We start from the raw sequence: 19,605 nt of genomic DNA on the forward strand, positions 1-19,605 counted from the left end.
TTGAAAATTAGCAGTAAGCCTGTCGAATTAAAACCTAAGTAAAAGTGACTTTTTTAAAACGTCTGTTTCTAATCTTAATAAACCAAGATAAGAGGTCATTGAAAGCTGACGACGCTTATAGCCAATTCACCGACGAAGAATTAGTGCAAAAGATTGTTGCCAATAACAATGCGCTATTTTTTGGGGTATTGTACGATCGATATTCGAAAATGGTCTACAATAAGTGTTACGGTTTTGCAAAATCTAAAGATGAGGCTGAAGATCTTACCCAAGATGTTTTTTTGATGTTATTTGTTAAACTGGCTTCTTTTAAGGGCCGTTCAAAATTTTCAACTTGGTTATATTCTTTTACCTATAATTTCTGTGTTAATTACGTGAACAGAAACAAACAGCGTAAAATGAGCGATAACTCGATACCTATGGATGATGCTGAATATAGGTTGACGGAAGAAGTGCCTGATGAGAGTATTTACGAACTAAAGGCCAGTAAGCTTGAGAAAGCCTTAGAACTGGTTTCACCAGAGGATAAATCCATCCTTTTATTAAAATACCAAGATGGGGCTTCTATCAAAGAATTAAGTGAAGTACTCGAGTTGGGCGAGAGTGCTATTAAAATGCGATTGAAACGCGCAAAGGCTAAACTATTGGAAATCTACAATACCTTATCATAGATGGCAAACGAATTTAAAAATCCGTTTAAGGAGCTTGATAGAAAGTTACGGGAAGTACCGCCAGAAATGCGGCAGAAGGTAATGAACGATATTGCCGTTGCTAAACTTATCATGGATATGGCTATTTTGGTAACCTCAAACTATTCATCACTTATATCAGGAATGTTCAAAACCAATAAAAGAAAATAATCGACCAAAAATATAAAATCAGGAAGCATGGAAAAATATCAAAAAGTATTATCGGATAGTCTAGGCGATATGCTATCCAATGTAGTACAGCTACTACCGCAGTTAATAATTGGTGTTCTAGGTCTTATTGTAGCATGGATACTATTAAAAGTAATTTTATTTGTTGTAAAGCGTGTTTTGAAGGCGGCTAAGATAGATGCACTTTCTAAGAAAATTACCGAGGCAAAACTCATGGGAGACAAAGAAATCAAAGTTGATTTACTCAAGATAATTCTTGGGGCGGTCAAAATACTTTTGATTTTGGTTTTTACCATCGTCATTGCAGATGTAATCGGCCTAAAAGCCATTTCCGAAGGTATTATTTCAATTTTAGCATATTTGCCAACTTTATTAAGTGCCATTTTTATTTTTGCAGGAGGCCTGTATTTGGCAAATCTGGTAAAGAAAGGTACCCTGGCCTTGTTTAACTCTATGGGTATTGGAGGGTCAAAAGCGATAAGTAGTATTTTGTTTTACTTGATTACTTTCTTTATATCTATCACCGCGCTTAACCAAGCGGGTATTGATACAGAGATTATCACTAGCAATTTTACAATGATTCTAGGAGCCTTTTTATTTGCGGCAGCACTTGGTTTTGGTTTAGGCTCTAGAGATGTTTTCTCAGATGTGCTAAAGACGTTCTACACCAGAAAAAACTATGCTGTAGGTGATAAAATTGCTATCGGTGATATAGAGGGTACCATTGATGCTATCGATAATATCACATTGACGCTTAAGACTAAGACTGGTAAAACGGTAATACCTATAAAAGATGTGGTCTCACAGCACGTTGAGATAAAATCTTAAATAAAAAAGCGAGGTATTTACCTCGCTTTTTTTAGCTCAATTTTTGTTATTTCGTATTTACTGACTTCCCCTTAATTTGTATTACTGGAAATTCTGTTCTTCGATTTAATTCTAGATCTTCAGCTGAACAATCTTCTTTGCTTGTACATTCATTTATGGGCTTACGTTTTCCAAAACCTTTGTAAGATAGTATATGGTGCTTCGGTACACCGTTAGCTATTAAGTATTCATAAGTTGATTTTGCCCTACGTTCAGAAAGCGCATCGTTGTACTTATGACTGCCCACGGGATCCGTATGTGCCTCTAGTTTTATGATCATATCCGGATATGTTTTAGTCATTAGCTTCACTACTTTATCCAGTTCTAAGGCTGCACCTGGTCTAATATCACTTTTGTTAAAGTCAAAATAGATTTTCTTAAGACCAGCTAACAATTTTACGTCTAATGTAGGTTCAAGCATGATATTAAGAGTCTTCACTTTGGCGGCTCTACTAATTTCATGTGTATTAAAAAATAGGTTTTTATGCGGATGTGTCTTACGTACAGCTTCGATCATATAATTTCGCTTTCTACTGATGAACATTTTATAATGTCCATTTTCATCCGTAATCGTTTCTCCTACTTTTTCCTTGGTTTTTTGATCAAATAAAGAAATTGCAACGTTATCTAGCGGTTGATTGTTTACGGCATCTCTTACGATACCTTCTACCGCTAGCGATGGTGTAAACTCAAACCTATAAATATCATCACTTCCTTTACCTCCTTCTCTATTAGAACTTATATAACCATTGATACCGTTATCCTCGGCAAAAAAGCTAAAATCATCTGCAGCGCTATTAATGGGTCTTCCAAGGTTAATAACATCAACAAAGTTACCATCAATATCGATTATGGTAGAAAAAACATCTAGTTGTCCAAAACCAACATGGCCGTCAGATGAAAAGAACAATTTTCCCTCAATATTAATAAAGGGGAACATCTCGTTACCTTCGGTGTTTACCACAGGACCCGCATTTATAGGTTGCCCAATACCCCCTCTTTCATGTATTTCAGAATAATAGATATCCGTTCCGCCATAGCCGCCTGGTCTATCTGAGGCGTAATAGAGTCGTTTACCATCTGGACTAATAGCAGGGTGACCCGTGGAGTACAAATCACTATTAATTCTTAAACTTTTTACAGTCTTCCAACCGCTTTCTTTTAGTTCGGCCTTATAAATTTTAAGGTTATTCTCTTTATCTAAGCCGTACCCCTCTTTTTTGTCAAAATAGTTGTTTCTAGTAAAATAAATTACCGTATCCTTTTTATAATCTGTTGTGAATATTAAAGAGCTTTCGTGATATTTTGAATTTATATCACCTTTTATTAAAGATGGTATTGAGGTGGTATTTCCTTCTTCTACAGCGTAAATATCAAGCCAAGGCTCACCGTTCCAACCGTATGTCTTTTCAAAACCTTCATCTACTCGGGTGGAAGCAAAATAGAGTTTTCCTTTATGGATGAAAGTACCAAAATCACTACCCGACGAATTGAAGTGTAATTCTGAAATTTCATAACGTTCACGGCTATTAAATACAACTGAAGTAAAGTTACCATCCTCTAAAAAGCGTTTAACCCTAGAGTCATTTTTATTGAATTTCTTATATTTTCTAAGCCATTTGGCAGCTTCTTTGCTCTGGCCGTCGCTATGCAATGCCATGGCATATTTAAAGTAATAATCCGTGGGAATGTCATCATTGTTGATAACAGCCTCAAAGTGGGGCATTGCCTTTTTAAAATCTCTTATAAGCAAATAACATTCTGCCAATTGTTTGTGTGCGTGACTTGTATTGAAATTACCATTCAACATGTTTTCGTAAAAGGGTATTGCTTTTGCATATGAAAATTGACTAAAATAATAGTCTCCCTTTTTTTGAGAACCATACTGTGCAGAAAGTACTTGGGTCGCTGTGATGAACAACAGTACTAAAAGACTTTTGAATATATTTTTCATGTTACGTAGGTTGAGGTTTTTAAAAATATCTTGGAGATTTGAATACGCCAGCTTTTCGTTTCCCTAATTCAAAAATTAAAATAACTTCATGCGTGCCGCCCGTGTATGGCCTTAGGTCGCCAGTAGGAAGATCGTAAGCGTATCCTATTCTAAAGTCCTTGCTTACTTGATAATCCATGAAAGCACCAAAATTAGAAGCATCGTTAAAACGGTATGATGCACCAAACCAGAATTTTTCATATCCTAAAAACCCAGCAGTAACATCATAAGTGGCTGGTGCTCCATCCGTAAATTTTGTAATGACCGAAGGTCTGAACTTAAAATCTAATGAAATATCCATTACTAGACCCGCAATTGCGTAAAAACTGATGTTTTCTACGCCAACAAATTCACCTTGGTTAAAATTGGTCTCAAAAAATCTTGGTGCCGAAACACCGCCATACCACCTGTCTGAACTAACATAAACACCAGCACCTATATTCGGAACCCAATTATTAATTAAACGAGCATCGGGATCTAAGGGATCAATCTCTGAGCGTGTATAATTGGTAAAACCACCTTTTAGTCCAAAAGATAGGTTTACATCAAAAGAAATGGGTATTGTATACGAAAAATCGCCATAGACGTAATTGGTATTTTCAAAACCTAATTGATCACTTATATAAGTGAATCCTAATCCTATTTTATCATTTCGCAAAGGAGAATGTATTGAAAAGGTACTTGTTCTTGGATTTCCTGCAAGACCTGCCCACTGATTTCTATGCAGCGCTGTTATATTTAGTTTTTCTCTACTACCGGCATAAGCAGGGTTAATAGAAATCGTATTAAACATATATTGGGTAAACTGAGGCAATTGTTGTGCTCCTACAGTTGAGCTTAGAACCAAAGTAAAAAACAATAAAATTGTTTTGAGATTATTCATTATCAATAGGTTAAGGTTCTTTCGAACAAATCTTTTTTAGAATTAATTTGGGGTTAATTTCTATACAAATTGACGAAATAGCTTTTAAAATCAAGAATTTAAACGTCTAAAACAATTTAATATTCGTTGTAGGAATAAACATTCGTTCAACGGTTTTTTTCTTACGATGAATGTAATTTTTGTAGATAAAATAAGTATTGTGGTTTATAGGATGAAAAGGGTATCAACTTGGGTTGATACCCTTTTGTATTTAAAAATTTTTATTTGGTGCCTAGGTAGATAAACCCATTAAACGGCTCCAATGCTGTGCCTAGTTGATTGTCTGTAGCATTTATAATATAGTAATATGTTCCAGAAGGTAGTACACCAGAGGTCCCAACTGAGCCGCTTGGCGAAGAACCGTTCCAATCGTTACGGTAGTCTTTTGACTCATATACCTTATCGCCCCATCGGTTAAAAATCTGAACATCAAAAGTAAACTGACAGAATTCTACACCTCTAATTTCAAAAGTATCGTTGATACCATCGCTGTTAGCAGTTACTGCTTCAGAGATTTCTATTTCACCGCGACCGCACGGCACACAATCTGCATTAACCACAATGGTAAAATCGACATAATACTTACAGTCTCCTTCAATCGAACTATAGGCTATTTTATATTCGCCAGGTAAATGGTCAATAGGGTCAAACATACTTCCGTTTAGAACTACATTTCCCTCAAGAATTTCAAAAGTTCCATTAGCATCGAATGACTCTGGCAGGTAATTGATTAAATCAAAAGGCTCATCTTCAATACAAATATCTATGGTCACTTCTTCCAGTTGTGGTTGGAATACAAATATGATTTGCTCAAAAGAAGCAGTATTACCGCAAGAATCTGTTACATCCCAAGTTCTGATTAACATAAAATCTTCAGAACCATCAGTAGCATCTTGTCTTACTTCGTTAAATACTACAGTGTAGTTACCACAACCACCCATAAAGGTTAATTCTGGTACAGGAGGTATTTCCTCTCCACAAAGAATAGTAACCTCCTCGTCATAATCACTAGCTGTAATAGGTCCAGTAGGCTCAATAGTGATTATTTGAGTATGTGAAATGGTATTTCCGGCACAATCGCTAGTAGTCCAAACTCTTGTAACAGTATACCCGCTCAAACAATTTGCATCATTAGTTGTAGTTTCTGTAAAGTCTACCACAATGTTACTATCGCAATTGTCAGTGGCGGTAAGGGTTACTGCATCAGGAACTTCGTTACAAAGTACTGTCATGCTCTGAGGTAACTCTTCTACAAAAGTTGGAGCTACAGTATCTTCTACTATGATGGTTTGTGTATGTGAAACACTATTACCGGCACAGTCAGAAACTGTCCATGTTCTCGTAATGATATAATCTGAAGGACATGAATCACTATCAGTGACAGTTTCCGCAAAATCAACTACCATGTTAGGTTCACAGCTATCAATAGCAGTCAATACATCAGCATCAGGTACACTATCACATTGTACGGTCATATCCGCAGGAAGTGCTTGCACAAAAGTAGGTGCAATAGTATCTTCTATGGTAATTACTTGAACATGCTCACGAACATTACCAACACAATCGGTAATAGTCCAAGTTCTAGTAATTGTATATTCTGTAGGACAAGAATCTGTATCCCCGTCAACAGTTTCTACTAGTACTACAGTAATAGCACAAGCACTAGTTGAAGTAATATCCTCAGCAGGAGGAATAGTATCACAAGCCTCGATAGTGATATCTTCTGGCCAACCTTCGTTACCATCATTATCGATGATATTTATAGTAGCAGTATCATTCGTAAGAATAGTTACAAGAGTTGTTGATATATTACTTAATATAACATTAAAGTCTTCAGTATCTTCAATGATGACATCATCAATGATAGGAATAGTAATTGTTTGTGTATTAGCATTAGCCCCACCAAAAGTTAATGTTTGTGTGCCGCTGGCAATACCGGTATAGTCAAAAGCATCAGTAGCTGTACCAGCAGTAGAGTGATATTCTACAGTAAATTCATCTTGCACATCAGCATTTAAGATAACTTCAAGAGAAACGGTACCTGCATCTTCATTTACATCAATACCGGTGATATCGAACTGAACACCTAAAGATGGGTCGCTATCATCATCATTAATAGTACCCGTAGCAGTATTGGTAGTGTTGCCGTCTACAAAACCGATTTCTAAATTAGATTGAATATTAGAAAGTACAACTGTAAATTCCTCAGTTGGTTCAATGATGTTGTCATTTAAAATTGGAATATCAATATCAAATGAATTCACGGTGGGCGTAAAGGTAATAGTGCCTGATTGAGTGGTCATATCGCTGCCGTCCATTGCAGTACCATTATTCGTTACATAATCTACAGTGACATTTTCTGAAATATTGCCAGTAAGTGTTACTGTGAATCTAGCGAAAGCATCGCTACCCTCAGTCACAATAACATTGGTATTGGTAAAGGCAATGCCAGTCACTCCCGGATTGTTGTCATCATCGTTGATGATACCATTTGCTGTACTATCGTTGATAGGTACCAAAGGATCGGTAGTACTATTTAGAGTTACGGTATAGGCCTCTTGCGGCTCAATGATGTTATCGTTAAGTATGGACACTACGATCTGTTGTACCTCACCATCGTTCCCGGCGAATGAAATCGTTCCGTTGGTGATCGGTGTAAAGTCGGTAGCAGTAGCAGTACCGAAAGCCGTAGAGAAATCTACATCGAAGCCTGCGGCATAGTCCCCAGTAAGTGTTACCTCGAAAGTAGCGGTCACCCCAGTTCCTTCCGTAACGATGACATCGGTCTGAACGATGGACAGGCCATTGCCCGGATTGTTGTCATCATCGTTGATGATACCGTTAGCGGTACCATCGTTGATAGGCACCAAAGGATCGGTGGTACTATTTAAAGTTACCGTATAGGCCTCTTGGGCCTCAATGATGTTATCGTTAAGTATGGACACTACGATCTGTTGTACCTCACCATCGTCCCCTGCGAATGAAATCGTTCCGTTGGTAATCGGAGTAAGGTCGGTAGCGGTAGCGGTACCAAAGGCCGTAGAGAAATCTACATCGAAGCCTGCGGCATAGTCGCCAGTAAGTGTTACATCGAAAGTAGCGGTCACCCCAGTTCCTTCGGTAACGATGACATCGGTCTGAACGATGGACAAGCCATTGCCCGGATTGTTGTCATCATCATTGATGATACCATTTGCTGTACTATCGTTGATAGGTACCAAAGGATCGGTAGTACTATTTAGAGTTACGGTATAGGCCTCTTGCGGCTCAATGATGTTATCGTTAAGTATGGACACTACGATCTGTTGTACCTCGCCATCGTTCCCGGCGAATGAAATCGTTCCGTTGGTAATCGGAGTAAGGTCGGTAGCGGTAGCGGTACCAAAGGCCGTGGAGAAATCTACATCAAATCCAGCAGCATAGTCGCCAGTAAGTGTTACATCGAAAGTAGCGGTTACGCCAGTTCCTTCTGTAACGATGACATCGGTCTGAACGATGGACAAGCCATTGCCCGGATTGTTGTCATCATCGTTGATGATACCATTTGCTGTACTATCGTTGATAGGTGCCAAAGGATCGGTAGTACTATTTAGAGTTACGGTATAGGCCTCTTGCGGCTCAATGATGTTATCGTTAAGTATGGACACTACGATCTGTTGTACCTCACCATCGTTCCCGGCGAATGAAATCGTTCCGTTGGTAATCGGAGTAAGGTCGGTAGCGGTAGCGGTACCAAAGGCCGTGGAGAAATCTACATCAAATCCAGCAGCATAGTCGCCAGTAAGTGTTACATCGAAAGTAGCGGTCACCCCAGTTCCTTCTGTAACGATGACATCGGTCTGAACGATGGACAAGCCATTGCCCGGATTGTTGTCATCATCGTTGATGATACCATTTGCTGTACTATCGTTGATAGGCACCAAAGGATCGGTGGTACTATTTAAAGTTACCGTATAGGCCTCTTGGGCCTCAATGATGTTATCGTTAAGTATGGACACTACGATCTGTTGTACCTCACCATCGTTCCCGGCGAATGAAATCGTTCCGTTGGTAATCGGAGTAAGGTCGGTAGCGGTAGCGGTACCAAAGGCCGTAGAGAAATCTACATCGAAGCCTGCGGCATAGTCGCCAGTAAGTGTTACATCGAAAGTAGCGGTTACGCCAGTTCCTTCCGTAACGATGACATCGGTCTGAACGATGGACAGGCCATTGCCCGGATTGTTGTCATCATCGTTGATGATACCATTTGCTGTACTATCGTTGATAGGCACCAAAGGATCGGTGGTACTATTTAAAGTTACCGTATAGGCCTCTTGGGCCTCAATGATGTTATCGTTAAGTATGGACACTACGATCTGTTGTACCTCACCATCGTTCCCGGCGAATGAAATCGTTCCGTTGGTAATCGGAGTAAGGTCGGTAGCGGTAGCGGTACCGAAAGCCGTGGAGAAATCTACATCAAATCCAGCAGCATAGTCGCCAGTAAGTGTTACATCGAAAGTAGCGGTCACCCCAGCCCCTTCGGTCACGACGACATCGGTCTGAACGATGGACAGCCCATCCCCAGGATTACTATCATCATCGTTGATGATACCATTTGCTGTACTATCGTTGATAGGTACCAAAGGATCGGTAGTACTATTTAGAGTTACGGTATAGGCCTCTTGCGGCTCAATGATGTTATCGTTAAGTATGGACACTACGATCTGTTGTACCTCACCATCGTTCCCGGCGAATGAAATCGTTCCGTTGGTGATCGGAGTAAGGTCGGTAGCAGTAGCAGTACCGAAAGCCGTAGAGAAATCTACATCAAATCCAGCAGCATAGTCGCCGGTAAGTGTTACATCGAAAGTAGCGGTTACGCCAGTTCCTTCCGTAACGACGACATCGGTCTGAACGATGGACAGCCCATTGCCCGGATTGTTGTCATCATCGTTGATGATACCGTTAGCTGTACCATCGTTGATGGGCACCAAAGAATCGGTGGTACTATTTAAAGTTACGGTATAGGCCTCCTGCGCCTCAATGATGTTATCGTTAAGAATAGAAACAACGATTTGCTGTACCTCCCCATCATTACCAGCGAATGAAATCGTACCGTTGGTGATCGGAGTAAAGTCGGTCGCGGTAGCGGTACCAAAGGCAGTGGAGAAATCTACATCAAAGCCTGCGGCATAGTCGCCGGTAAGTGTTACATCGAAAGTAGCGGTTACGCCAGCCCCTTCGGTCACGACGACATCGGTCTGAACGATGGACAGCCCATTGCCCGGATTGTTGTCATCATCGTTGATGATACCGTTAGCTGTACCATCGTTGATGGGCACCAAAGGATCGGTTGTACTGTTCAGGGTTACGGTATAGGCCTCTTGGGCCTCAATGATGTTATCGTTCAATATGGAAACAACGATTTGCTGTACCTCCCCATCGTTACCGGCGAATGAAATCGTACCGTTGGTGATCGGAGTAAGGTCGGTCGCGGTAGCGGTACCGAAAGCCGTAGAGAAATCTACATCGAAGCCTGCGGCATAGTCCCCAGTAAGTGTTACCTCGAAAGTAGCGGTCACCCCAGTTCCTTCCGTAACGATGACATCGGTCTGAACGATGGACAGGCCATTGCCCGGATTGTTGTCATCATCGTTGATGATACCGTTAGCGGTACCATCGTTGATAGGCACCAAAGGATCGGTGGTACTATTTAAAGTTACCGTATAGGCCTCTTGGGCCTCAATGATGTTATCGTTAAGTATGGACACTACGATCTGTTGTACCTCACCATCGTCCCCTGCGAATGAAATCGTTCCGTTGGTAATCGGAGTAAGGTCGGTAGCGGTAGCGGTACCAAAGGCCGTAGAGAAATCTACATCGAAGCCTGCGGCATAGTCGCCAGTAAGTGTTACCTCGAAAGTAGCGGTTACGCCAGTTCCTTCCGTAACGATGACATCGGTCTGAACGATGGACAGGCCATTGCCCGGATTGTTGTCATCATCGTTGATGATACCGTTAGCTGTACCATCGTTGATGGGCACCAAAGGATCGGTAGTACTATTTAGAGTTACGGTATAGGCCTCTTGCGGCTCAATGATGTTATCGTTAAGTATGGACACTACGATCTGTTGTACCTCACCATCGTTCCCGGCGAATGAAATCGTACCGTTGGTGATCGGAGTAAAGTCGGTCGCGGTAGCGGTACCAAAGGCAGTGGAGAAATCTACATCAAATCCAGCAGCATAGTCGCCGGTAAGTGTTACATCGAAAGTAGCGGTCACCCCAGTTCCTTCCGTAACGATGACATCGGTCTGAACGATGGACAGGCCATTGCCCGGATTGTTGTCATCATCGTTGATGATACCGTTAGCTGTACCATCGTTGATGGGCACCAAAGAATCGGTGGTACTATTTAAAGTTACGGTATAGGCCTCCTGCGCCTCAATGATGTTATCGTTAAGAATAGAAACAACGATTTGCTGTACCTCCCCATCATTACCAGCGAATGAAATCGTACCGTTGGTGATCGGAGTAAAGTCGGTCGCGGTAGCGGTACCAAAGGCAGTGGAGAAATCTACATCAAAGCCTGCGGCATAGTCGCCGGTAAGTGTTACATCGAAAGTAGCGGTTACGCCAGCCCCTTCGGTCACGACGACATCGGTCTGAACGATGGACAGCCCATTGCCCGGATTGTTGTCATCATCGTTGATGATACCGTTAGCTGTACCATCGTTGATGGGCACCAAAGGATCGGTTGTACTGTTCAGGGTTACGGTATAGGCCTCTTGGGCCTCAATGATGTTATCGTTCAATATGGAAACAACGATTTGCTGTACCTCCCCATCGTTACCGGCGAATGAAATCGTACCGTTGGTGATCGGAGTAAGGTCGGTCGCGGTAGCGGTACCAAAGGCAGTGGAGAAATCTACATCAAATCCAGCAGCATAGTCGCCAGTAAGTGTTACATCGAAAGTAGCGGTTACGCCAGCCCCTTCGGTCACGATGACATCGGTCTGAACGATGGACAGCCCATTGCCCGGATTGTTGTCATCATCAAGAATTCTTAAGGCTGATTTTTCCGTATTAATACTTACCCTTGAAGGTCCTGTCCCGTATTTGCTTGTTTCAGCAGAATTTCTAGATTTAACACCACTAAACTCTTCAGTAGGTTCAATTAAGTTGTCCTCTGTAGTTGGAACGGGTATAAATATTTCAGTTCCTGCTATTGCATTAGGAGGGAATGAAACAGTCGTACTAAAACTATTAAAATCAGAACCATCTGTTGCGGGATTTGAGGAGGTGGGTCGCTCTTCGGTTGCAAAATCGACACTGTAAGAATCTTCAATACCTACATACTGTTGCCCTGAGGTATTAGTACCTGTTGATAAAAATAGTCTATATTGAATGGTGTCACCTTCATCTACACTGAAATTCCCCCCTACTACATAGGCAATGTCAGTGTCTATAACAGTTCCAGTTCCTTCACTATCAGTTATAGTAACAGCACCACTTGATTCACTAATGGTGACTGTAAAATTTTGTTCTGTTGCTTCAACCCAATCGTCATCTATCGCAAGAACATCAAATGTTATCGAAGAGGCATTTGCCGGTAAAGTAACAGTTGACGGACCCGAATAATCAGCATTAGTGGTTGAATTGTTCGTATAAGAGATATTAAAATCAAGAGGTTCGCTTGATGGATCATTCGTTGAAATCGTGAAAGTCAGGTTGTCACCTTCATTTGCGGAAGCATTATCTATACTAACACTAGACTTAACATTAAGGGTAACCACCGAAATGTCACAAACATTTTGATTCGGTGCTGGCAGACATACCTGTACTTCAAAAACATCGGTACCTGTAAAACCCGGATTGGGAGTATAGGTGAAGGTACCATCGGTATTTACGACAACAGTGCCGTTTAAAGGTTGGGCATTAGCAAAAAAGCTATATGTTGAACCAATTGGTACGTTATCATTAGCTCCAACATCTCCGTTAAACACTTCTTCAAACTCAGGGTCAAAAAAGTCGTCTTGCGCATAGGTTTGCATTAAAAAGAATTTACCGTCACCGTGATCTTTAGTTGCACCGTAATATCTTATTTTGGTAATTGTTGATCCTACAGGTGCCAAATCGGATAATGTATATAGAGCAATTCCTATAACTTGATTACTTCTGTCATTTTTTCTTCCACTTGCCCAGAAATCAGAATTACCCGCAGGGGGAGTTTGTGGTAAGTTACCTTTTAAATCACCATCGGTTTTTACAAACGTTTCGCCCAATAGTTGTTCTGCTCCACCTGATTGAGGTATTCCAAATAATTCTACATATAAGCAGTTATTACCACCCCTTTCGGTTATAGCTATTACTCCTCCTGGGTTAGAAGGTATACCAGGACTATATGTAATCTCTTGTATTTGGGTATCGGATGTTGGTAAGGCTAAAGAATCCTCACAAATATCATCACCATTTTGACCTGATTCGAAATAGTAGTTAAGATTGGTAGACTGATATGCTTTAAGTGCTTCACTTGCCCAGTTTACATCAGCACTTGTGCCAAGTACTTGATTTCCATTCTGTCGAATACCATTAGATCCATCTCCCTGAGGACCTACACGAATCAAACTATAATTTGATGGTACCACAAAGGTATTATATTCTTCTCCGTTTATGGTTATAGACTCAATCGTTGCCGGATCGTTATCTGATGCTTGCACATCGGCCCAATTAAAGGTCACTCCACTTTTAATGGAATTTGCTTGTGCAAAAATACCGGTGCTGGAAAAAGCCAATAGTACCAGTAGAATAATAGGGAGTTTAGCAAAATTGCTGCCACGTTGTATTATTGTGGTCATAGGTTTCAGTTTATGAAATTCATGTTTAAAATTTCAAAACCTTAGAACGTCTTATTACACTAATCAGTAAGGGAGAGAGTTCATAGGTTAAGCTTTAATTTTATTCTTGAATTGATTTGGGTTCAATTACGTGGTAAAAGTAGCCCCAAATACGAATCTTGCATAAATTTCACGTTGTTGGTGGTTAATAAATCGATTAAGAACAATCAGCTAGATGAACGGTATTATACCACCGATATTGGTAAATTGTTGTGAAACAGCAAGTTTTGTATGTCAAATGACTGTAAAATTGGATTGTAAGAAATAGACTATATGCTTATAGTTGTAATATGTTTGCGTATTTTTTTTCGATTAAAAAATCATAAAATATTTAGTTAATTTTGTGGTCTATCTTAAAAAGAAAGAATGAGTTCTAAAAAAGGAAAAGTACAAGAGGCTATACAAGAAAGATTATTGGAAGAACGTAAAGTCTTTTTATGGGGTATGGTAGATGATAATTCTGCAAAACATGTAGTTGATAGATTATTATACCTTGATTTGCTAAACAACAAAGAAATACAGTTAATTATCAATAGCCCAGGAGGTTATGTGACTTCCGGATTTGCTATTTACGATACTATTAAACAAATAAAAAGTCCTGTTTCTACAGTTTGTTCAGGTCTTGCGGCATCTATGGGCTCCATTCTTTTATCTGTGGGTGAAAAAGGCCGCAGATTCATTCAACCCCATGCACGGGTAATGATTCATCAGCCGAGCGGTGGTGCTCAAGGGCAAGCGTCTAATATCGAAATTCAAGCTAAAGAAATTATTAAGACGAAAGAGTTAGGTGCTAAAATTTTGGCCGATAATTGCGGGCAAGATTTTGATAAAGTGATGAAAGATTTTGACCGTGACTATTGGATGGGAGCCGAGGAGTCTTTAAAATATGGTATTGTTGATAAAATACTAAAATAGAAGTAATTAAGATATAAATGAAAAGTCCTTCACAGTATACTGTGAAGGACTTTTTATATATAGGCGCTCTCGCGGAATAGTTTACAATATTTACGCAATCTGTCGTTGATTGGATTTGTACCTTTCGTTAATAAAAGTTAAAATTTATCAGGATTCGAGATTACATCTGCAGCCCTATCCTTTAATTGCTGAAGTTCTGTCAAATCTTTCTTTTTCAAAAGGTTCAGCATCATCGCCATTCGTTGATTATTTTTAAAGTAATCTTTTTTCTCGTCTAAAAAATTCCAATATAAGGCATTGAAGGGGCAGGCGTCTTCCCCTGTTTTTTTAGTGTGGCTGTATTGACATTCTTTACAGTAATTACCCATTTTATTGATGTAATTGGCACTACTTACGTAAGGCTTAGTGGCAACGATTCCCCCGTCGGCGAACTGACTCATACCTCTGGTATTGGTTATTTCTACCCACTCAATAGCATCAATGTATACCCCTAAATACCAATTGTCTACTTCATCAGGATTGGTTTGCGTTAATAGGGCATAGTTGCCAATAATCATTAATCGTTGAATATGATGTGCGTAGGCATCATCTAGACTTTGGCCTATGGCATGGCTTAGGCAGTTCATCTTTGTTTTTCCGGTCCAGAAAAAATCGGGCAATGGATTGTTGTTGTCTAATTCGTTAAGTTTTCGATAATTCGGCATCTCTTTCCAATAGATACCCCGCATGTACTCTCGCCAACCTAAAATCTGACGCACAAAACCCTCTACCTGAGATATATCGATTTCATCGGTATGTTCATAATAATACTCAAGCACTTTTTCGATTACCTCTTTAGGTGATAGCATTTTGCTGTTCATCGCAAAGCTAAGTCTTGAGTGGAATAAATACTTTTCTTTGGTATGCATGGCGTCTTGAAAGTCGCCAAAATGAACCAATAGCTTTTTACAGAAGTAATTTAGCACTGATAGCGAGTCGGCACGTGAGGTGGGCCAATTAAAATTATCGGATGCTATATTCCCAAAAGTATTGACCCCTGCTTTTTTAATTTCCTCTAAAATTGAGCTAATATCTTTTCGGAAACCACGTTCATGAGGAATTTCTGGACTGCCCGGCCATTTTTTACGATTGTTATGGTCAAAATTCCATTTGCCTCCATCTGGTTGTCCGTTTACCATCATAATATCATGTTTCTTTCGCATCATGCGATAGAAATTCTCCATGATCAATTGTTTTTTCCCTTCAAAAAAGTCTTTTAGCTCCTCACGCTTGGTAAAAAAATGTTCTGTATCGAAGGCTTCTGTTTCAATATCTAAATCGGAACAGATTTTTTTTAGTTGTTCATCTAGGCGATATTCATCTGGTAGTTGATATTCAAATTTTTTCGCTCCACTTTTTTCAATCGCTTTTTGTACAATCTTTTCGAGCTTATGCGGATTGTCCTTATCAGAAATCTTGAAATATAAAAATTGATGTCCCTTAGCGGTTAACTCTTCTTTAAAATTGCGCATTGATAAAAAGAAAGCTACCACCTTTTGAATATGGTGCTTTACATAGTCCGTTTCTTGGCGCATTTCAGCCATTAGGTAAATAACCTCATCGTTTTGTGTGTTAAACCAGCTATGTTTTGAGTTCAGTTGGTCACCTAGTATTAAACGTATTTTCTTCATTCTAAAATAGTGGTTCTTGTAGCCAAAGCTTTTGAAATTTTCCTTTTGAGTCGTACATAGCCGCCTGTCGACCAATATTGAATTTTCTATCTCTGGGGTCGTTACCTACCCCGCTGTTGTACATCCAATTACACCAATTACTGTGAACATCATAGTCGATAAGCATACTTTCAAAGTACGCAGCACCGATACGCCAATCTTGTTGTAGTTCTTTAGACCAGAAACTGGCTACATTTTGCCTACCTCGATTACTCATCCACCCAGTTTTTAAAAGCTCTATCATATTGGCGTTAACAAAGGGTTCTTTGGTTTTTCCGTTGATCCAAGAGTCAAGTATTTCTTGGTTTGTATTCCAGGTATACTTTTTATCTAAAATTCCACCTAACTGAAATATTTTTTGCTTGTATTTTAGACTTACGTACTTAAAATAGTCTCTCCAGATTAGTTCAAAAATTAGCCAATAAGTGTCTTGATTTTTACGGATTTCCTTTTCAAACCTTTTTACTTCACAGTAAATGGTCACCGGAGAGATACATCCGTTGGCCAACCAAGCAGAGAGTTTAGAACTATAGTTTATTCCTACTAATCCATTTCGGGTCTTTTTATAAGTAGCAAGTCTTTTAGACTCCCAACAGTAATAATTTAAACGTTCTAAAGCATTTTCTTCCCCACCTTTAAAAGGAAATGCGCTTCTGGAATCTCCTGAAAAAGTTTCGGAACCCAATTCTATTAGGGAAGGTATATGGGTTTCTGTTTCGAAATAGTTTTCACTGGGCTTTTTTTGAGGAACACCTATTTCTTCTCTAATCGATATATTTTTTTCACACTGTTTTCTGAAGTTTGTGAAAATGTCGGGTACCTCATTAAAACTAGAAAAGGGGATGTGTTCGGGATCAAATAAAAATTGATCGCAACTTTCTACAAATTTAACATTCTTGGGAACTGAAGCTTTAACATTTTCAAGAACGGTGTTTTCATCCCTTGTCCATTCGGCCTGTAGATAAATAGCATCTATCTTATGTTTAACGAGCAAGTCGCTTAATTTTTCTTCAGGTTTAGCAACAAATAGATACAGGGGTATGTTCAGTTCTTTAAGATTGGTCTTTAGGTTAGCTACTGACTCAATTAAAAATTGTGCTCGGTATTTTTCTGTTTTTTTAAAGCCAAATTCACCCAAACCAAACTGTCTAGGGTCGAAAAAGTACACCGCTATCGTTTTGTCGCCTTTACACGCCTTTTGAAGTGAAAGATTATCTGTGGTTCTAAGATTGTTTCTAAACCAAATTAGGGTATTCATCTACTTTTTGTTTCTTCTGCACTTTTCACTACAGTATTTTACATTATCCCAGTCTTTTGACCATTTTTTTCTCCAGTTAAATGGTCTATCGCAAGTGAGGCAAATTTTTACGGGCAGGTTTCGCTTCATTATTCTGTTTAATAAAAATAATAAAAAATTAAACAAAATAAGTCTTTTGAAGATTTTGTTTTGTATTTGAAGTAGGGTGGACGTCTTTCAAAAAACTAAACTATGTATTAAAAGAAAAAGCCATCCGTTAGTCTGGGATGGCTTTCATAAATCTTCTAAAAAAAATATTCTAAATCTTACTAAAAAGCTTTTGCATTTTTTCTTGTTCTTCATCCGCTAGGGTAGGGTCAACTAAAATTCTACCACTGTGTTCGTCCGTAATAATCTTTTTACGAGAGGCAATTTCAACCTGTACTTGCGGTGGTATCGTAAAAAATGAACCGCCAGATGCACCACGTTCAATTGGCACAACCGCCAATCCGTTCTTAACATTGTGACGAATACGCTTGTACGCTTTAATAAGGCGCTCTTCAATTTTATCTTCGAACTCTTGAGATTTCTTTAAAAGTGCTAGCTCTTCTTTCTCAGTTTCAGCCAAAATGGCGTTTAACTCACTCTTCTTATGTTTAAGATGTGCATCTCTTTCACTAAGCTTTTCTTTAGTTTCTGAGATTACCTCTTTTTTCTGTTCTATCTGAGCTTTGAACTCCTTGATGTTTTTTTCTGCTAATTGAATCTCCAATTCTTGAAACTCAACCTCTTTGCTAAGCGAATTAAATTCACGGCTGTTACGTACATTCTTTTGCTGCTCAGCATATTTTTTGATAAGCACCTTAGATTCTTCTATAAGATTCTTTTTTGCCGTGATTTCAAAGTTTATTGTTTCAACATCGGTTTTCAACTTATCCATTCTGGTTTTAAGACCTAGAACATCGTCTTCTAAATCTTCAACTTCTAAAGGTAATTCACCACGAACACTTCTTATTTCATCAACTCTAGAATCGATTAATTGTAAATCGTACAATGCACGTAATTTGTCTTCTACAGTTGTTTCCGTTTTTTTCGCCATATGTTAAAAATACTTGATAGGATTAGTTATACTTTCCGATAAAGTGACCGCAAAATTAGGAATTTTTTTTGTAAGAAAGTCTACCAATAGGTTTTTTGTAAACTGCTCGGTTTCAAAGTGACCTATATCTGCTATAATAAATTGATTTTCAGCCTCATAAAATTGATGATATTTAACATCGGCAGTAATAAAAACGTCTGCTTTTGAAGCTTTCGCGGCCGAAATTGCAAATGCACCGCTTCCTCCTAAAACTGCTACTCTTTTTATTTTCTTTCCTAAAAAAGCAGAGTGTCTTATGCCTTGTGCATTCATTTTAGTTTTTAGATGATTAAAAAATTCCTCCTCATCCATTTCTTCCATTAGTTCTCCAATCATACCCAGGCCCATATTTTGATTTACATTCTCTAGCGTGGTAATCTCATAGGCCACTTCTTCGTAGGGATGATGTTTGAACAAAGTAGCGATAACTTGAGCTTCTTTTTGACTTAAAAAAGTCACCGATAATTGAATTTCTTCTTCATGATGTACCGCACCAATAGTTCCTTTTACAGGGTTTGCGTTTTTTTCTGCTTTAAAAGTTCCTGTGCCCTCAGTACTAAAGCTACAGTTGCTATAATTACCTATATTGCCGGCACCGGCATTAAAAAGCGCATTTTTTAATTCTTCAATATCGGTTTTAGGCACATAAGTGGTCAACTTTTTTATGGTACCCTTTTTAGGAATAAGAATTTTAGGGTTTTGAACACCTAGCATCGAACAAATTTTAGCATTTACGCCTATGTTTGAGTTGTCTAAGGCGGTGTGCATGCTGTAAATGGAAATGTCATTGGCGATGGCCTTCATTACAACTCTTTCTACATAGCTTCGTCCCGTAATTTTTTTTAAGCCTTTGAAGATAATTGGATGGAAGCTCACAATGAGGTTACATTTTTTTTCGATGGCCTCATCGACCACATTTTCCAAGGTATCTAGAGTTACTAGAATACCCGATACATTTTGGTTCAGGTTGCCTACCAGCAAGCCTACATTGTCGAAATCTTCGGCATAATGTAAAGGGGCAAGGTCTTCTAGTATTTCAGTAATATCATTAACAGTCATTACGGCTA

12 protein-coding genes are annotated in these 19,605 nt (G+C 39.1%); 4 read left to right on the forward strand and 8 right to left on the reverse strand.

The features are described from left to right. The first annotated feature begins 98 nt into the window (after positions 1–98). From ACZ1GR_RS14605 to ACZ1GR_RS14615, 3 genes are read left to right on the forward strand one after another with little or no spacing between them, the layout of a single operon-like run. Entirely contained in the window at positions 99–671 is a 573-nt protein-coding gene (locus tag ACZ1GR_RS14605) for an RNA polymerase sigma factor (protein WP_472609639.1), read from the forward strand. Continuing rightward, positions 672–860, forward strand: coding sequence for a hypothetical protein (locus ACZ1GR_RS14610; protein WP_377767111.1), 189 nt, complete (start codon positions 672–674; stop codon positions 858–860). 27 nt (positions 861–887) lie between these two features. Further along, positions 888–1,706 (forward strand): mechanosensitive ion channel family protein, encoded by an 819-nt coding sequence (locus ACZ1GR_RS14615; protein WP_472609640.1) that lies wholly within the window; start codon positions 888–890, stop codon positions 1,704–1,706. Between the two features lie 46 nt (positions 1,707–1,752). Here ACZ1GR_RS14615 and ACZ1GR_RS14620 read toward each other — a convergent pair whose 3' ends face one another. From ACZ1GR_RS14620 to ACZ1GR_RS14630, 3 genes are all read right to left on the reverse strand, one after another. Beyond that, the gene (locus ACZ1GR_RS14620; protein WP_472609641.1) at positions 1,753–3,699 is read right to left on the reverse strand and encodes an OmpA family protein; all 1,947 of its coding nucleotides are present in this window, start codon (positions 3,697–3,699) and stop codon (positions 1,753–1,755) included. Positions 3,700–3,718: 19 nt separating this feature from the next. Beyond that, positions 3,719–4,621, reverse strand: a complete 903-nt coding sequence (locus tag ACZ1GR_RS14625; protein ID WP_472609642.1) for a PorP/SprF family type IX secretion system membrane protein — start codon at positions 4,619–4,621, stop codon at positions 3,719–3,721. Between the two features lie 260 nt (positions 4,622–4,881). Continuing rightward, positions 4,882–13,500 (reverse strand): Calx-beta domain-containing protein, encoded by an 8,619-nt coding sequence (locus tag ACZ1GR_RS14630; protein WP_472609643.1) that lies wholly within the window; start codon positions 13,498–13,500, stop codon positions 4,882–4,884. A gap of 405 nt (positions 13,501–13,905) precedes the next feature. Here ACZ1GR_RS14630 and ACZ1GR_RS14635 point away from each other — a divergent pair, with 405 nt between their 5' ends. Further along, a complete protein-coding gene (locus ACZ1GR_RS14635) occupies positions 13,906–14,454 on the forward strand; it encodes a ClpP family protease (protein ID WP_377764790.1) in 549 nt (182 codons plus the stop codon). Positions 14,455–14,591: 137 nt separating this feature from the next. Here ACZ1GR_RS14635 and ACZ1GR_RS14640 read toward each other — a convergent pair whose 3' ends face one another. The 5 genes from ACZ1GR_RS14640 to ACZ1GR_RS14660 all read right to left on the reverse strand — a co-directional run bounded on the left by ACZ1GR_RS14640 (position 14,592) and on the right by ACZ1GR_RS14660 (position 19,597). Beyond that, entirely contained in the window at positions 14,592–16,124 is a 1,533-nt protein-coding gene (locus ACZ1GR_RS14640; RefSeq protein WP_472609644.1) for a cryptochrome/photolyase family protein, read from the reverse strand. A gap of 1 nt (position 16,125) precedes the next feature. Beyond that, entirely contained in the window at positions 16,126–17,421 is a 1,296-nt protein-coding gene (locus ACZ1GR_RS14645) for a DASH family cryptochrome (protein WP_472609645.1), read from the reverse strand. Further along, positions 17,422–17,550, reverse strand: coding sequence for a DUF2256 domain-containing protein (locus ACZ1GR_RS14650; RefSeq protein WP_472609646.1), 129 nt, complete (start codon positions 17,548–17,550; stop codon positions 17,422–17,424). It abuts the gene before it with no gap. Between the two features lie 169 nt (positions 17,551–17,719). Beyond that, a complete protein-coding gene (locus ACZ1GR_RS14655) occupies positions 17,720–18,499 on the reverse strand; it encodes a zinc ribbon domain-containing protein (RefSeq protein WP_377764793.1) in 780 nt (259 codons plus the stop codon). A 3-nt stretch (positions 18,500–18,502) separates the two neighbouring features. After that, on the reverse strand, positions 18,503–19,597 hold the full coding sequence (locus ACZ1GR_RS14660) for a Nif3-like dinuclear metal center hexameric protein (protein WP_472609647.1): 1,095 nt from the start codon (positions 19,595–19,597) through the stop codon (positions 18,503–18,505). Between the last annotated feature and the right edge of the window lie 8 nt (positions 19,598–19,605).

It is taken from the genome of Croceitalea sp. W27 (genome assembly GCF_055693185.1).

Coding starts and splice junctions, on each gene's coding strand:
- ACZ1GR_RS14615 (WP_472609640.1), top strand. CDS start 888: ATGGAAAAATATCAAAAAGTATTATCGGATAGTCTAGGCGATATGCTA.
- ACZ1GR_RS14635 (WP_377764790.1), top strand. CDS start 13,906: ATGAGTTCTAAAAAAGGAAAAGTACAAGAGGCTATACAAGAAAGATTA.
- ACZ1GR_RS14630 (WP_472609643.1), bottom strand. CDS start 13,500: ATGACCACAATAATACAACGTGGCAGCAATTTTGCTAAACTCCCTATT.
- ACZ1GR_RS14620 (WP_472609641.1), bottom strand. CDS start 3,699: ATGAAAAATATATTCAAAAGTCTTTTAGTACTGTTGTTCATCACAGCG.
- ACZ1GR_RS14610 (WP_377767111.1), top strand. CDS start 672: ATGGCAAACGAATTTAAAAATCCGTTTAAGGAGCTTGATAGAAAGTTA.
- ACZ1GR_RS14650 (WP_472609646.1), bottom strand. CDS start 17,550: ATGAAGCGAAACCTGCCCGTAAAAATTTGCCTCACTTGCGATAGACCA.
- ACZ1GR_RS14660 (WP_472609647.1), bottom strand. CDS start 19,597: ATGACTGTTAATGATATTACTGAAATACTAGAAGACCTTGCCCCTTTA.
- ACZ1GR_RS14625 (WP_472609642.1), bottom strand. CDS start 4,621: ATGAATAATCTCAAAACAATTTTATTGTTTTTTACTTTGGTTCTAAGC.
- ACZ1GR_RS14640 (WP_472609644.1), bottom strand. CDS start 16,124: ATGAAGAAAATACGTTTAATACTAGGTGACCAACTGAACTCAAAACAT.
- ACZ1GR_RS14655 (WP_377764793.1), bottom strand. CDS start 18,499: ATGGCGAAAAAAACGGAAACAACTGTAGAAGACAAATTACGTGCATTG.
- ACZ1GR_RS14645 (WP_472609645.1), bottom strand. CDS start 17,421: ATGAATACCCTAATTTGGTTTAGAAACAATCTTAGAACCACAGATAAT.